The following is a 15,101-nucleotide window of genomic DNA, read 5'->3' as shown; positions in this document are numbered from 1 at the left end:
TCCCGGCTGAGCTCAGTTCACGATTTTCTTCAGCAGAGCGTTAATCTTAAAAATATGTGCTGTCTCCTTCTTCAACAATTAAGAACAAAATCCCTCTAAATTTTCTGAAAATACTTTAATCTTTACCCTTCTTCCTATACTTGTAAGCACAATCCGTTCAAGTTTTGCCGACAGAAAAGTAAATTTGTTAGAATAATAAAATGGAGGGATTTTCATGACGCAAAATGAAATTCAGAATCGAATCGCAGAGCTGAAGATGGAATACATCAGGGCACAGGATGACCTGGAGAAGCTGGAGTCAGTAGGTCGCGACGGAGCTTCTGCACAAAAAAGACTGACTGTTATTGAAGAGGAATTGTCTGAGCTGAGAAAACTTGAAGAGTAATTAAAAATAGCCGATCGCCAAAGAAGGTGGTCGGCTATTTGTTTCCTCTGAAAAATGATTCGTATATAATTTGAATATACATGTTGAAGGAAAGCAGGTTGATCTATGACTCTTCCATTACAGGAGCCGGTTCTCGTATTTGGATTGGCTGTTATTATTTTTCTCATTTCACCATTTATTATGAGTAAGCTCAGAATCCCCGGCATCATTGGGCCGATTATTGCCGGAGTCATTGTCGGGCCAAATGGGCTCGGCCTGCTGGAGCGCGGGGAAACAATCCAGCTGCTGGGTACTGTCGGATTGTTATTTATTATTTTCATTGCCGGTCTGGAACTTGATATAGACGGCTTTAAAAAGTACCGCTCCAGAAGTATTCTATTTGGGCTGCTTTCATTCTTTATTCCTTTACTGTTCGGAACAGCGCTCGCCTGGTATCTCGGTTTCTCATTCAGCGCAGCGATTCTGCTGGGATCCATTGTTGGTTCCCATACTCTTCTTGCTTATCCGATTGCCTCAAGACTTGGTATCGCAAAGAATAAAGCCGTCACAACAGCGATTGGCGGAACGCTATTAACCGATACATTCGCCATGCTCATACTCGCTGCAGTTGTCGGTCTTGCAGGCGGGGATGCGAGTGCAGAATTCTGGTTCCGCCTTGTGATCTCAACCATCCTGTTCGGGCTCGTCGTGCTGGTTGGTGCACCATTTACCGCAAAATGGTTTTTCAGAAATTCCAATAACGACGGTCAAATGGAATTTAACTTTGTATTGACGGTGATGTTTGTAGCGGGGGCAATTGCACTGCTTGCAGGTCTCGAACCGATTATCGGCGCCTTTTTGGCAGGACTTGCATTAAACCGTTACATCTATGACCACGGCACATTAATGAACAGAATCCGCTTCACCGGTAATGCATTGTTCATCCCGTTTTTCCTGCTGTCAGTCGGCATGCTGATGGATTTATCTGTACTGTTTTCAAGCCTTGATGCCTGGATCATGCTTGGTGTTGTGTTAGGTTCGGTGCTGATCGGTAAATCGATTGCAAGTATGCTCACGAGTAAGATTTATCAATATAATAGACTGGAAAACTTCGTCATCATCGGGCTGACGACTCCGCAGGCTGCTGCAACGCTTGCTGCCACACTTGTAGGTTTTGAAATTGGCCTATTAAATGTTGCAACCGTTAATGCTGTGATCGTAATGATTCTGCTCACCTGTATTACAGGCCCGTATCTGACAGAAAAGTTCGGGCGTAAACTCGCAGAAAGTGAAACACTTGAAGCACCTCAGCTGAATGATGAGCGTCCCGAGAGAATTCTGATTCCGGTTGCCAACCCGAAAACGACCCAGACGTTGCTTGACCTCAGCTTCGTTGTGAGACGTGCGAAGGCTTCAACTGAGCCCGTTTATCCACTGAGTGTTGTACAGAGGGATGTGAAATCTGTTGAAAATGCTGTAGCCAATGCAGAGAAAATGCTCACGCAGGCCATTGCACACGCAGCAAGCGCTGAAATCCCGGCAAGAACCCTGATCAAAGTCGATCGTAACCCGGGGCGCGGGATTGAACGTGCTGTTGCTGAAGAGCGGATTACAACGATTATTGCCGGATGGAATGGTCAGAAATCCACTAAAACAAAACTGTTTGGCAGCGTCATTGACAACTTTCTTGATCATACAAATGAACGTGCAATGATTGTAAAGCTAGGTCACCCTCTGAATACAACAGACCGGATCATGCTGTTAGTCCCGAGCGGCTCTGATCATAAGCCCGGGTTCACAGATGCGCTGAGAATTGTGAAGGGAATGGCTGCCCAGTTAAACACCTTACTTGAAGTGCTGATCATACGTGATCAGACTGAACCATACGAAAAAATACTCGCTGACATCAAACCGAATGTAACGACTGTTACGCACAGACTTGCATCATGGCAGGAGCTGTATCGTCAGCCAGTTGAATCCTTACGTAAAAATGATTTAGTCATCGTGATGAGTGCGAGAAAAGGAACGATCGCCTGGCACCCTCAGCTTGATCAGCTGCCAAGCCGTCTTGCTGTTGCGAATCCCGAAAGCTTTATTATCTTTTATCCGACTGAAACCGGGGAAACAGATATACGCGGTGCACGTGGAACAGAAGTACCGAAAGAAGTATTGTTTAAACGTGATTATGATTAATCAAAAACACCCCCGGAAGCATGCTTCCGGGGGTGTTTTCGTTAACTGTGTGCTTCTGCCTGCCGCAGTTTTGCAGCAGGGGTTTTCTGAAACAGCTTGTGGCGGTCTCTCCACACAAAGAACAGTGACAGGAGAAACGCCAGACCATCTGCAATCGGGAAAGCCAGCCATACACCGGTCAGCCCCAGGAATGATGGCAGAATGAGTACAAGCGGAATTAAAAAGATCAGCTGCCTTGCCATGGACAGGATAAATGAAATTTTCGCTTTTCCAAGTGCCTGATAAAGTCCGCCGGTTACCATCTGAAAACCGATAATCGGTACAATCAGGAAGATAAAGCGCATCGCTTCCTCTCCTCCTGAAATCACTTCAGGGTCAGTCGAGAAGACAGACATCATCGCGCCAGGGAACAGCATCGTAACCACCCATACAAAAATCGCCATCACAGTTGAAACACCAATACCAAGCTTTAACGTTTCACTCACTCTGTGATGCAGCTTCGCACCGTAATTAAATCCGATAATCGGCTGCATTCCCTGCACAATACCGAACATCGGCATAATCGCAAACATCATAATCCGGTTAATAATCCCGAAAATCGCCACCGCAGATTCTCCGCCATAAATGACAAGCATCCAGTTCACTGCAATAAACATCAGACTTCCTGCAGTCTGTCTGACAAAAGTTGCTGAGCCGATCTGTGTGATCTCACGTACCACACGCCAGTCCGGCAGCAGTCCGATCCATCTGAATTCGAGAGAGCTTTTACCTGCACGGAAGTAAAGATATAACCATATCGCACCGACTGCCTGTGAAATGACAGTTGCAATCGCAGCACCTGCCATTCCCATATCCAGCGTGAAGATAAAGATCGGGTCCAATACAATATTCAACCCTGCAGAAATCACCATGGTCAGCATCGCCATCTTTGCATTTCCTTCTGAACGCACGACATTATTCATGGACATCGCAAAGGCCTGGAAAATCGCTCCATATAAAATGATTGACAGGTACTCTGCTGCATAAGGCAGGATTTCCTCCGTTGCACCGAATGTGATGAGTATTGGCTCTAGAAATGCGAGTGCCGCAACAACCATTAAGACACTCAGGAAACCGACAAGCCAGATGACATTGCCGAAAATCTTATTCGCTTCATCCAGCCGGTTTTCACCAAGACGTCTCGAAATAATCGATGCACCACCAATTCCGATCGCAGCTGCAAACGCAGTAATAATCAACTGCAGCGGAAACGCAATAGAAAGTGCCGCTACCCCGACGGTTCCAATGCCTCTCGCAATAAAAAATGTATCCGCAATATTATAAAAAGCCATCACAAACATGCCGATAAAGGCAGGCACTGAAAAGCGCACCATTAATGATGGGATTTTTTCCTGTCCAAGTCTTTCACTCTGCTGTTTCATTTGATTTCACCTGCCCTTCAATTTCTCTTACTGCATTCCCTGCCATCCGCTTCAAAAGATCAGTTGCCAGCTGTTGTTCTTCTTCTGTAAAACCTGAGGTCAGCGTTTCTCTCCAATACGTCATTTCTTTTTTCACGAATGCTTCAATATCCTTCGCTTTTTCAGTCAGATAAATGTAGTTTGACCTTCTGTCTGTTTCATGTGGCATCCTTTTCACATAGCCTTCTGTTTCAAGCTTACGGATAGAACGGGCAACAGTAGCTTTATCAATATTCAGCTCATTTGCCATATACTCCTGAGTCAGTCCATCACGCTCAAAAAGCATCATTAAAAATTTTATCTGCCCCTGCCCGATTCCGTATTCAGCAAAGGTCTTACTTAGAAAAATGTAACTGTACCGGTGCACTGTTGATAACCAGCGTCCGGCTGTATGTGCGTGTTTCATTGATATCATCTCTTTTCTCATTCACTGCTGACTATTATAATTGCATTTAGTTGCATACGCAACTTTTCTGACTACGAAGTTTTTTAAGGTGGCAGGAATAGGTTACATCCATTATGATGAAGGGAGACTTTTATTTTGGAGGACAAACATGAGTGTATTATCTGTAAGTAAGCTGTCCCATTCATTTGGCGATCGCACGCTTTTTAAAGACGTTTCTTTCCGGTTATTAGCCGGTGAACATATTGGACTTGTCGGTGCAAACGGTGTTGGTAAATCAACACTGATGAATATATTGACGGGAGAGCTTATTCACGATGAAGGAAAAGTGGAATGGCTGCCTGGCACGCATTATGGTTACCTGGACCAGCACACACAGCTGACACCGGGACGTACGATGCGTGAAACACTTGGAGATGCCTACCTTCCTCTATTTAAAAAGGAAGAAGAGCTGAATGAAATCACAGGTAAAATGGCAGATGCCACGCCTGAAGAGCTTGAAACACTTTTAGAGGAAATGGCTGAAATCCAGGATGCGCTGGATGCAGGTGACTTCTATACGCTTGATATTAAAATCGAGGAAGTCGCACGCGGACTAGGGCTGGATGCAATCGGACTTGACCGTGACGTATCAGCACTGAGCGGCGGACAGCGTACAAAAGTGCTTTTAGCGAAGCTGTTACTTGAAAAGCCGAAAGTATTGCTGCTGGATGAGCCGACCAACTATCTTGACGTCGAGCATATCCGCTGGCTGTCAATGTATTTAAAAGATTATCCGCATGCATTTTTATTGATCTCTCATGATACGAACTTCATGAATGATACAGTGGATATTATCCTGCACCTTGAGTTTGCCCGTATGAACCGCTACACGGCAAGCTATGACAAATTTATAGAGCTTGCTGAGCTTCATAAAAACCAGCACCTGCAGGCATATGAAAAGCAGCAGGAATTCATTAAAAAGCAGGAAGACTTTATTGCGAAAAATAAAGCCCGTTACTCAACGACGGGCCGTGCGAAAAGTCGTCAGAAGCAGCTTGACCGGATCGAGCGGATTGACCGCCCTGAAACAGCTGCAAAGCCGGTGTTTGAATTTAAAGAATCCCGCGGCAGCAGCCGTTATGTAGTGGAAGCCGAGAACCTTGAAATCGGTTATGACGAACCGCTTCTGCCGAAGATGACACTTGAAATTGAACGCGGGGAAAAAATCGCTGTTGTCGGCTGTAACGGTGTAGGTAAATCAACACTGCTGAAAACGATTATGGGTAAGCTTGATCCTTTAGGCGGAAAAGTGATCCACGGCGACTTCCTGTATCCTTCTTATTTTGAACAGGAAATGAAGCCAAAAGCGATTACGCCGATCGAGGATGTATGGAGCGAATTCCCTGGCATGGACCAGCATCAGGTGCGCGCGGCACTTGCAAGATGCGGACTGAAAAATGAGCATATTTCACGCCAGATGACTCAGCTGTCAGGTGGCGAGCAGGCGAAAGTACGTCTTTGTAAGCTGATGATGCATGAAAGTAACTGGCTGCTGTTCGATGAGCCGACGAATCATTTGGATGTGACGGCGAAGGAAGAGCTGAAGCGTGCAATGAAGGCGTATAATGGAACGATTGTCCTTGTATGCCATGAGCCTGATTTTTATGAGGACTGGGCTACGAGAACGTGGAATGTTGAGGAGTGGAGTGAGAAGGTTAACGCATAGGAGTGAGCATGAGTTGGCGCTCTGGCAGTGGCGCGCGGGTGTAGCACGTGGGCGAGGTCACAGGCAGCTTATTCGATCACCTTTTGCTGTTAATCTATCACCTTTCAGATTAATCGCGTCAGGAATCCAGTTATTCAAACTTCGTGGCAATGGACAGGCCTTTTATCCATCAGCTTTCGAATGAATTACGTCACCTCCGCGATTAATTCCATCACCTTTACGAAGGATTCGGACTGACTTCCAGCGTACAAAAATAAGCAGCGCCGCGGCGCTGCTTATTTTTTATGACCTAATTCCTTCACCGTTGCGGTACAGCTTTCCATCGCTTCTAATATCGCCCCTCTGAAACGGTGCTTCTCAAGGGCTTCTGTTGCTGCAATGGTAGCGCCGCCCGGTGAAGTAACCTGGTCTTTCAGTTCGCCGGGATGCTTGCCGGTATCTAGCACCATTTTCGCTGCACCGAGTACGGCCTGCGCTGCGAGACGATAGGCCTGATCGCGCTTTAGCCCCTGACGGACACCACCATCTGCCATGGCTTCAATCATCATGTAGACGTAAGCTGGCGAAGAACCGCTGATTGCCGGAATGCTGTCCATCAGATCTTCTGATATTACTTCTGTTTTACCGAATGAACGGAACAGTTTCAGGACTGCCGCCAGCTCTTCTTCGGTGACTTCATCATTGACACTGATCGCTGACATCCCTTCCCCTGCGAGTGATGGGGTGTTTGGCATTGTTCTGATGACCTTCAGCTTTTTGCCGGCAAATGCTGAGATATCAGCGGTTGTAAGTCCGGCTGCAATCGTAATGATGACAGTTTCTTCTTTTAAATGAGGTGTAATTTCTTCAAGGATCTGCTGGTGAAGCCCCGGTACAATGCCGAGAAACAGCATGTCTGCTTCTGTAGCCACCTTACTGTTATCACCTGTTACTTCAATCCCAAACTGATCTGATACCTTTACTCTGGTATCTTTAGTTGTTGCGCTTGCGATAATGGATGACGGCTTGACAGTTTTAGAGCGGATCATCCCGCCGATCATTGCCTGTGCCATTTTACCGCATCCGATAAAACCGATTTGTGTCATATGTTCCTCCTATTTTTTAGCTCTTGAGCTGATATATAAAATGCCTGCCGTTACGACTGCAATGGTGACAACTGTTAAGATCAGCGATGTGCTGAATAACGGAAATCCTTCCATGGTCCATCTCCCTTTCGTTCATGACTGATTTTGTTTACTATCTCATATTTTCCCTGAAAGCTCTATCTAAAACGCTGCCGTATTTACAGTTTTCTCAGGGCATAAAGTGGAATGATGCCGCAAGACCATGGGCTGATATGTCATCAGTCTGGCGAAATTGCTACAAGCCGGGCTGGATAACGACAGGCTCCCGGGTTTATCGCTACAACCTGAAGCCGGATTGCTACATCTCCACCTACAATCACTACATCCTGCCAAAGCCGTCCACATGTAACATAACATTTACAATCAAAATCACATTTCCCTGTTGCGTATATAAGCATATGCCTATATACTAATCAGCGGATGAACAAAAATGGAGGTGTACACCATGCCCGCAATGGAAGCCATGTCGATTGATAAAGCTTCAACCGCTTTAAAACTGATGGGTGATAAAACTCGGTTAACGATGCTGCGTATTCTTGCAGATCACGACTGCTGTGTGTGCGAGTTCGTTGAGATATTTCAAATGAGTCAGCCTTCGGTCAGCCAGCATGTCCGGAAGATGAAGGATATCGGCATGATCAGAGAGCAGCGAAAAGGACAGTGGATTGTGTATTCGCTGAATGAATCCTTTGAAGGCTATGACATGATCCGCAGCATTTTAGACCAGCTGCCGGCGCAGGATCATCATCTCGAACAGCTGATCGAAAAAGGGAAACGTGTTTCCTGTAACTAAATTTAAAGGAGTCCCGTCATGGATATATTTTTAGCAATACTGATTTTTCTTATTACGTTAACACTTGTGATCTGGCAACCTAAAGGCCTTGGCATCGGCTACTCTGCAATGGGAGGCGCTGTGATCGCACTGATTTTGGGCGTTGTCTCCATGCAGGATGTCGCTGATGTAACAGCCATCGTCTGGAACGCCACGCTGACATTTGTCGCACTCATCATTATTTCATTGATTTTAGATGAGATCGGTTTTTTCGAATGGTCCGCACTGCATATGGCAAGGTTTGCGAAAGGCAGCGGGATCAGAATGTTTATCTACGTTACATTACTTGGCGCACTGGTCGCAGCCTTCTTCGCAAATGATGGTGCAGCTCTGATTCTGACGCCGATTGTCCTTGCAATGGTGAGAAACTTGAACTTTAAAGAAGCGATGATTTTACCATTCATTATGGCCAGCGGATTTATCGCTGATACTGCCTCCCTGCCGCTGATCGTCAGTAACCTTGTTAATATCGTTTCTGCTGACGTATTTGGTATCGGATTTGCAGAGTATGCAAGCCGGATGATCATTCCAAACTTCTTCAGTATCGGGGCAAGTATTTTAGTACTGTGGCTGTTTTTCCGTAAGAGTATTCCGGAAAATTATGATTTATCACAGCTTCGTAAGCCTCAGGAAGCGCTCAAGGATCCGAAAATGTTCCGCCTTTCATGGGGCGTGCTTGCAATTTTACTTGCCGGTTATTTCACAAGCGAGTTCGCTGAAATCCCGGTATCCATTATCGCAGGTATCATTGCGATTATCTTCCTGCTGATTGCAAGAAGAAGCCCGGCCGTCAACACGACCACTGTTGTAAAAGACGCGCCGTGGGCCATTGTATTTTTCTCCATCGGTATGTATGTAGTCGTTTATGGACTGCGAAATGTCGGATTGACCAGCCTGCTTGCTGATGTGCTTGATGCAACAGCTGATCAGGGACTGCTTGCAGCCACAATGGGCATGGGCTTTATTGCTGCATTCCTGTCTTCAATTATGAATAACATGCCGACTGTCATGATCGATGCACTCGCAATCCAGGAAACAAATACAACTGGTGCAGTAAGAGAAGCATTGATTTATGCAAATGTGATCGGTTCTGACCTCGGACCGAAAATTACACCGATCGGCTCACTGGCTACATTATTATGGCTGCATGTTCTGAGCAAAAAAGGCTTCAACATCAGCTGGGGCTACTATTTTAAAGTAGGAATTATCCTTACGATCCCGACGCTGTTTATCACATTGTTTGGATTGTATGTGTGGCTGCTGATTATTCTGTAATACCATTTTCGGGATCAGAATACGACAAACATTTAGTGTATTTGCTACCGGAAGCCGGGGGATTACTACAAGGTCCCCGGCGTATCGCTACAACCCTGGCGCAAATTGCTGCAACTAAACCAGGAATAGATACAAGATCGCTGACAAACAAAGCGTTCACAACAAACTAACTAATTTCAAGGAGTGTTTCTCATGTCTAAAAAAACATTATATTTCCTATGCACAGGTAACTCTTGCAGAAGCCAGATGGCAGAAGGCTGGGGCAAGCAATATTTAAGCGATGAGTGGAACGTATTAAGCGCAGGTCTTGAAGCACACGGACTTAATCCAAATGCTGTAAAAGCAATGAATGAAGCAGGCATTGATATTTCAAACCAGACATCTGACACGATTGATCCAGAGATTCTAAACAATGCTGACCTTGTGGTAACACTGTGCGGACATGCTGCAGATCACTGCCCTGTTACACCTCCACATGTAAAACGTGAGCACTGGGGCTTTGATGACCCGGCTAAAGCAGAAGGCACTGACGAAGAAAAGTGGGCGTTCTTCCAGCGCGTACGTGATGAAATCGGGTCAAGAATCAAAGAATTTGCTGAAACCGGCAAATAGGAGTCTGGCTAATACTGCCGGACAGCATCATACTTGCGTTTCTCTCCCTTTTCACACATCATAAATGTATAAGCTAATGTGAGAAAGGAAGACAAAAATGATTATTACAGATGAAGCAAAAGAAGCGTTCAAAAAGTTATTTCACCAGTATGAATCTGAAAATATCCGCGTATATTTTGCCGGTCAGGGAGAAGGCAGTCCTGAGATAGGCTTGTCATTCCATGTACCGGAAGAAAACGATGTGATTCAGACGATTAATGGCATCAAAGTAGCAATTGATCCGCAGATTTTATTCGTCGCAGAAGAATTGACGCTTGATGTTCAGGATACACCTGAAGGCCGTGGAATCGTAATGACCGGCGGACCTGAACAGATTATGTAAAAAGCTAACGACAAAAAATCCGGAGCACACCTGTTCCGGATTTTTTGTCTATTAACAGCTCTTATCCTCTTTCATTTCAACAATCTTCACTTTACAGCAATCTTCTTTTTTAAGCGGCTTAACAATTGAGAGTAATTTTTTTAGCATCATTTGCCACCTCCTTAAATAAAGTAAAAGATCAATCCTGATAACGTAGCCATCGTTAACACTGATAGCACAAACACTGCTACGAGCTTTATATGGAATATTGATTTTAAAAGGACGACTTCCGGCAGGCTCGCACCAGCAGAACTGATCAGCAGCGCCATGATCGGTCCCAATGCCATTCCTTTGAGCAGCAGCACCTGAGAAATCGGAATCATGCTTGAGAGCCTGATATATAACGGAATTCCGAGTAATGCAGCAAGCGGAATCAGCCACCATGCCTGATGACCAAAGTTCTCAGCAATGAATGAAGCCGGTACCAGACCATGTATACCTGCACCAATTGCAGCGCCAATGATTAAAAACGGAAATACTGACTTCATCATCTGACCGGTCTCCCTCAAAGCCCGCTTCACATCCCACTTTTTCTTACCTGAGTGGTACCCTTTCACCATGACCGGCTTCACGTATTTTTCAAAGCCCAGCCTTTCGAGTGTGAAACCCAGAACGAGAGAGAAAACAGCGGTGACCAATGTATAAATCACTGTCGTCTGCCATCCAAGAATCACTCCCATTACAGTCAGGATGGTCGGATCCAGTAATGGTGAAGAGAATAGAAAGACCATGGTTAATCCAAAAGGTACCTTATTTCGCAGCATATTCACGACAACTGGAATCGTCGAGCAGGAACAAAATGGCGTAATAAAAGCAAATACAATTGCAAATAATCCTGCTTTCCATTTTGATCGTGTTCTCAAATAATCCTCCACTTTTTCATAAGGGATAAACGACTGCAGCAGTGAAAGTACAAAAGAAATGACGACAAACAATACGGTAAGTTCCAATGCAATCCAAATAAATGATTCCAACAATTTTCTCGCTCCTTATATCAACTTTTTTTGATTAATAAATCAAATTTTTTTGATTCTTTGAACAAGCCAGGGGAAATCTTTTCTCCGGGCTTCTAATTCAGCAGCTCTCTTCATTTCTAAACAGACAGCACAATGCAGGTGACAACACTTCATTGATCCCCTCATTATTAATTGAATAGTAATTCCAGGTCCCTTTCTTTTCAACGTTTAAAAACCCTGCATCTAATAGCTGTTTTAAATGATAGGACAATTTGGACTGAGGCATATCAATATGTTCTGCAAGATCACATACACAAAGTGAGTGATGCTGCTGAATAAGATGCAAAATCTCCAGCCTTTTCTGATCAGCGAGCGCTTTAAATTTCTTTTCAAACTTTACAAACGTGTCTTCATTTGGAGCGATTACTTGTGAGGTCATATCATATTCCACCTTTGCATCAAATTTATTTGATATACCCATCATATTCACGTTGTTCATAAATGTCAATCATTAAATCAATTTTTTTTGATTTATAAAACTGTAAAGTATTGGTGTACATTTAAAAGTTTCGGGTATACAAATATTATCTTAATTTCAGGAGGTTTTTTGATGTCACATCGAATCGAAGTTGAAAAAGGCGTTTCATTATTTGTAGAGGATATCGGTGAGGGTCAGCCGGTTATTTTTATTCACGGCTGGCCTGTCAATCACCGTATGTTTGAATATCAGATCAATGAGATTGTGAATTTGGGATACCGCTTTATCGGAATTGACCTGAGAGGATACGGGCAATCAGATAAGCCGTGGAGCGGTTATGACTATAACCGGAAAGCAGATGATGTAAAAGCTGTCATTGACCATTTGGGATTAGAAAATGCTGTGCTGGCAGGCTTTTCAATGGGTGGCCCGATTGCACTGAGATACATGGCGCGCCATCAGCAGCACGGAATTTCCAAGCTGATGCTGCTTGCACCTGCCGCTCCGCGATTTACAAAAACAGATGATTTCCCTTATGGCATTGAAGCAAAAGAAATCGATGGAATGATTGAAAGCATACAAAAAGACCGCCCTGCTTTCTTAGAGGAATTCGGCGATATGTTCTTCCATCAGGAACCTTCAGAAGCTTTCAGGCACTGGTTTGGCACACTCGGTCTGCAGGCATCCGCACATGGAACGATCCATTCTGCTGAAGCACTCAGAGATGAAGATGGCCGCGGTGACCTTGAGCACGTAACAGTACCTGTCCTGTTGCTTCATGGTACAAACGATGAGATCTGCCCAATCCACTTTTCTGAGTACCTGCAGTCTCATCTGCAAAATGCTGAGCTTGTTAAATTTGAAGAAAGCGGACATGGTCTTGTCTTTGAAGAAACTGAAAAGCTGAATGCAGAGATTTTGCAGTTTTTGCGTAATTAATCAATGAAAAAAGCCCTGTCTGAACAGGGCTTTTCAAATATAATATCTAAGCTTCAACTACGGAGTACTCGCGCTCAAGCTTCTTCTTCAGAAACTTCGCAAGCTCAAGCATCCCGTAAGTACCGTGAGCTGCTTCTGCATCCGCATTGTAATTCGTGTTTGTATTGATGTCATATACATAAATCTCGCCGTCAGCATCTTTAATGAACTCAATTCCCGCCACAGCAATATCATTTCTCGCAAGAAAATATTCAAGCTGTGTGATCAACAGCGGCTCATTAAAGTCTTTCACAACTTGGAACTTCGGCTTCTCCTCCACCTCTTCACCAACCGGGCAGAACAGATCATCAATCTGGCATGCATCTGCCGGGCATAGCTCAAAGCCCTCAGAAGTATCCACACGAACCGCATAGACAAATTTACCACCTACAAATTCGCAGCGCGTAATATATGACTCCGGTGACTCAATATACTCCTGAATGAGCGTAATCCCATCAACCGGCAGTTCAAAATCATCGCTGTTTACATATTGCTTCAGCGCATCAATCGAATGGAAAAGCTGAACGCCAAGCCCTTTTCCTGCACGGTTATGCTTCGTAATAAACGATGGTTTATCAAGCTTTTCCGCTGCTTTTATAATCTGCTCTCGTCCAACCGCTGCGATCGTATCAGGCGTTTTAATTCCATTCAGCTGAAGTGCCGTGTACTGGTTCACCTTGCTCACCTCAAGACGAAGTGCACGCGAGCCGTTCAATACTGTTCTGCCATGCTGCTCAAGCCATGCAAGCACTGATTCCGTAAGTTCCGGCGCAAAACGGTGACCGCGCGTATGTGAAGAAGCACTCATTCTGCTGTAAAAAATGCCTTCAGGAGGCTCTTCCGTTAAATCTACAATCCCTTCATCTAGATGCCAAACTTCATAAGATACATTCAGTTCATCCAGTCTTTTCGTTAAATGAACCGTCCATTCATCATTTTCATGCAGTACATATGCTTTACTCATACTGTTTCCCCCTAAATGTTGATTTCCTGCTGAAGCTTTCTCTTTTTCTCAACCAGTGGCATAACTTTTTCAGAAAAACGCTTCATCTCTTCAAGTTGTGGAGAGAACTGAAGCAGTAACAGGTCAAGGCCTGCATTTTCAAATTCAATGATCCGCTCTGCAATCTGTTCAGGTGTGCCAATCAGGTTCGGTCTGAGTCCGCGGTTTGATACAGAGTAATCCATCAGTTTTACCTGCTGCTCAAGCTGTGATTTGCTGACGAAATCGTTGTAGCCGGCATATCCGCTCACGTCTTTTACATCTGTGATCCGTTCAAGTTCAGCCTGCACTTCCTCTTCTGTATCACGACAAATAATAAACGCCGCCATTCCGAATGAACCAAATGGATCCTTCTCTGCTGCAGCACGGCGTGATTCCATATCAGCAATCTTTGTTTCAATTTCTTCAACTGTTCCGCCATGCATCACATAAGAATCGCAGTGTTCAACAATAGACTGCTTGCCGCGCGGGCTTTCACCGCCTGCATAAAGAATTGGATTCGGACGCTGAACCGGCTTTGGTTCAAGCTTTGTATTTTCAATATCATAATATTTCCCTTTAAAACTGAATGTGTCCTCGGTCCAGAGCCCTTTTAAAATTGTAAGGAACTCATCCGTACGCTCATAGCGCTCATCGTGCTCTGTAAATGCGCCGCCATACTGCTTCGCTTCTTCAGCCCACCAGGCAGACACAACGTTTAATGTGAATCGGCCGTTTGAAATGTGATCAATATTGGAAGCCATTTTTGCAGCTACTGCCGGATTATGAAATCCCGGACGGATTGCAGTCATAATTTCAATCTTCTCAGTTACTGCTGCAAGTGCCGCTGCTGTTGACCAGGCTTCAATTGAATCCCGTTCCGGTCCTTTTATATCGTTCAGGTACAGTTCAGCGATCAGTGTGGTATCGTAACCCCACATCTCTGCTGACTGAATCACTTTTTTCGCATAATCAAATGTCGGTGGCATATTCTCATCTTCAACATTACGAAGCCACCCGCCAAAAATCGGAAGCCAGAAACCATATTTCATCCTGATTCACTCTCCTTGTGTTGTCCATAAAATAAAAAAACTCCCTCTGCGACAGACAGAAGAAGAAACCTCAGAACTCCTGTCTTATCTTTCAGGCAATGCCTGATGGATGTAGCACCTTTCTGACAAAGTCAGCGGTTGCCGGGCTTCACAGGGCCATATCCCTCCACCACTCTCGATAAGAGCTATTCACTTTAATACGCTAATCCTATAACATCACTTGGTTTTAGTCAAGACCCAATGTGTGAATTTTCTAATCTATT

At 44.7% G+C, this 15,101-nt stretch carries 15 protein-coding genes and 1 riboswitch; of the genes, 8 read left to right on the top strand and 7 right to left on the bottom strand.

Annotated features, from left to right (window positions below; all coding sequences use genetic code 11):
• The first annotated feature begins 214 nt into the window (after nt 1–214).
• Nucleotides 215–385 carry an SE1832 family protein gene (locus UFB30_RS02735; RefSeq protein WP_322420139.1) on the top strand — a complete coding sequence of 57 codons (171 nt, stop codon included), beginning with the start codon at nt 215–217 and terminating at the stop codon, nt 383–385.
• Nucleotides 386–490: 105 nt separating this feature from the next.
• The gene (locus UFB30_RS02730) at nt 491–2,557 is read left to right on the top strand and encodes a cation:proton antiporter (protein ID WP_322420138.1); all 2,067 of its coding nucleotides are present in this window, start codon (nt 491–493) and stop codon (nt 2,555–2,557) included.
• A gap of 41 nt (nt 2,558–2,598) precedes the next feature.
• On the opposite strand, the gene UFB30_RS02725 is transcribed toward UFB30_RS02730, so the two are convergent.
• Both UFB30_RS02725 and UFB30_RS02720 read right to left on the bottom strand, forming a co-directional pair.
• Entirely contained in the window at nt 2,599–3,978 is a 1,380-nt protein-coding gene (locus tag UFB30_RS02725; protein ID WP_322420137.1) for an MATE family efflux transporter, read from the bottom strand.
• On the bottom strand, nt 3,962–4,423 hold the full coding sequence (locus UFB30_RS02720; RefSeq protein ID WP_322420136.1) for a MarR family winged helix-turn-helix transcriptional regulator: 462 nt from the start codon (nt 4,421–4,423) through the stop codon (nt 3,962–3,964). Before UFB30_RS02720 ends, UFB30_RS02725 begins: the two co-directional genes overlap by 17 nt.
• Before the next feature lie 148 nt (nt 4,424–4,571).
• On the opposite strand from UFB30_RS02720, the gene UFB30_RS02715 reads away from it, so the two are divergent.
• On the top strand, nt 4,572–6,128 hold the full coding sequence (locus tag UFB30_RS02715) for an ABC-F family ATP-binding cassette domain-containing protein (RefSeq protein WP_322420135.1): 1,557 nt from the start codon (nt 4,572–4,574) through the stop codon (nt 6,126–6,128).
• A 275-nt stretch (nt 6,129–6,403) separates the two neighbouring features.
• Here the strand turns inward: UFB30_RS02715 and proC are convergent, their stop codons facing one another.
• A complete protein-coding gene (gene proC / locus UFB30_RS02710) occupies nt 6,404–7,213 on the bottom strand; it encodes a pyrroline-5-carboxylate reductase (protein WP_322420134.1) in 810 nt (269 codons plus the stop codon).
• A gap of 484 nt (nt 7,214–7,697) precedes the next feature.
• Here proC and UFB30_RS02705 point away from each other — a divergent pair, with 484 nt between their 5' ends.
• The 4 genes from UFB30_RS02705 to UFB30_RS02690 all read left to right on the top strand — a co-directional run bounded on the left by UFB30_RS02705 (nt 7,698) and on the right by UFB30_RS02690 (nt 10,353).
• Nucleotides 7,698–8,045, top strand: coding sequence for an ArsR/SmtB family transcription factor (locus UFB30_RS02705; protein WP_322420133.1), 348 nt, complete (start codon nt 7,698–7,700; stop codon nt 8,043–8,045).
• A gap of 18 nt (nt 8,046–8,063) precedes the next feature.
• Nucleotides 8,064–9,359 carry an arsenic transporter gene (locus UFB30_RS02700; protein ID WP_322420132.1) on the top strand — a complete coding sequence of 432 codons (1,296 nt, stop codon included), beginning with the start codon at nt 8,064–8,066 and terminating at the stop codon, nt 9,357–9,359.
• Between the two features lie 192 nt (nt 9,360–9,551).
• A complete protein-coding gene (gene arsC, locus UFB30_RS02695) occupies nt 9,552–9,971 on the top strand; it encodes an arsenate reductase (thioredoxin) (protein ID WP_322420131.1) in 420 nt (139 codons plus the stop codon).
• Between the two features lie 97 nt (nt 9,972–10,068).
• On the top strand, nt 10,069–10,353 hold the full coding sequence (locus UFB30_RS02690) for an iron-sulfur cluster assembly accessory protein (RefSeq protein ID WP_322420130.1): 285 nt from the start codon (nt 10,069–10,071) through the stop codon (nt 10,351–10,353).
• A 161-nt stretch (nt 10,354–10,514) separates the two neighbouring features.
• On the opposite strand, the gene UFB30_RS02685 is transcribed toward UFB30_RS02690, so the two are convergent.
• Together UFB30_RS02685 and UFB30_RS02680 are read right to left on the bottom strand one after the other, a co-directional pair.
• Nucleotides 10,515–11,369: a permease gene (locus UFB30_RS02685; RefSeq protein WP_322420129.1), complete on the bottom strand. Its 855-nt coding sequence runs from the start codon at nt 11,367–11,369 to the stop codon at nt 10,515–10,517.
• A gap of 97 nt (nt 11,370–11,466) precedes the next feature.
• A complete protein-coding gene (locus UFB30_RS02680; RefSeq protein ID WP_322420128.1) occupies nt 11,467–11,787 on the bottom strand; it encodes an ArsR/SmtB family transcription factor in 321 nt (106 codons plus the stop codon).
• 171 nt (nt 11,788–11,958) lie between these two features.
• Between UFB30_RS02680 and UFB30_RS02675 the strand changes: the two genes are divergently transcribed.
• Entirely contained in the window at nt 11,959–12,765 is an 807-nt protein-coding gene (locus UFB30_RS02675; protein WP_322420127.1) for an alpha/beta fold hydrolase, read from the top strand.
• A gap of 46 nt (nt 12,766–12,811) precedes the next feature.
• On the opposite strand, the gene UFB30_RS02670 is transcribed toward UFB30_RS02675, so the two are convergent.
• Both UFB30_RS02670 and UFB30_RS02665 read right to left on the bottom strand, forming a co-directional pair.
• On the bottom strand, nt 12,812–13,768 hold the full coding sequence (locus UFB30_RS02670; RefSeq protein ID WP_322420126.1) for an ATP-grasp domain-containing protein: 957 nt from the start codon (nt 13,766–13,768) through the stop codon (nt 12,812–12,814).
• A gap of 11 nt (nt 13,769–13,779) precedes the next feature.
• Nucleotides 13,780–14,838 carry an LLM class flavin-dependent oxidoreductase gene (locus UFB30_RS02665; RefSeq protein WP_322420125.1) on the bottom strand — a complete coding sequence of 353 codons (1,059 nt, stop codon included), beginning with the start codon at nt 14,836–14,838 and terminating at the stop codon, nt 13,780–13,782.
• 81 nt (nt 14,839–14,919) lie between these two features.
• A riboswitch (SAM riboswitch) is annotated at nt 14,920–15,023 on the bottom strand.
• Between the last annotated feature and the right edge of the window lie 78 nt (nt 15,024–15,101).

It is taken from the genome of Jeotgalibacillus haloalkalitolerans (assembly GCF_034427455.1).
GTDB lineage: Bacteria > Bacillota > Bacilli > Bacillales > Jeotgalibacillaceae > Jeotgalibacillus > Jeotgalibacillus haloalkalitolerans.
Note: the sequence above shows the minus strand (reverse complement) of the source record. Positions and strands in the feature narration are given on the sequence as shown.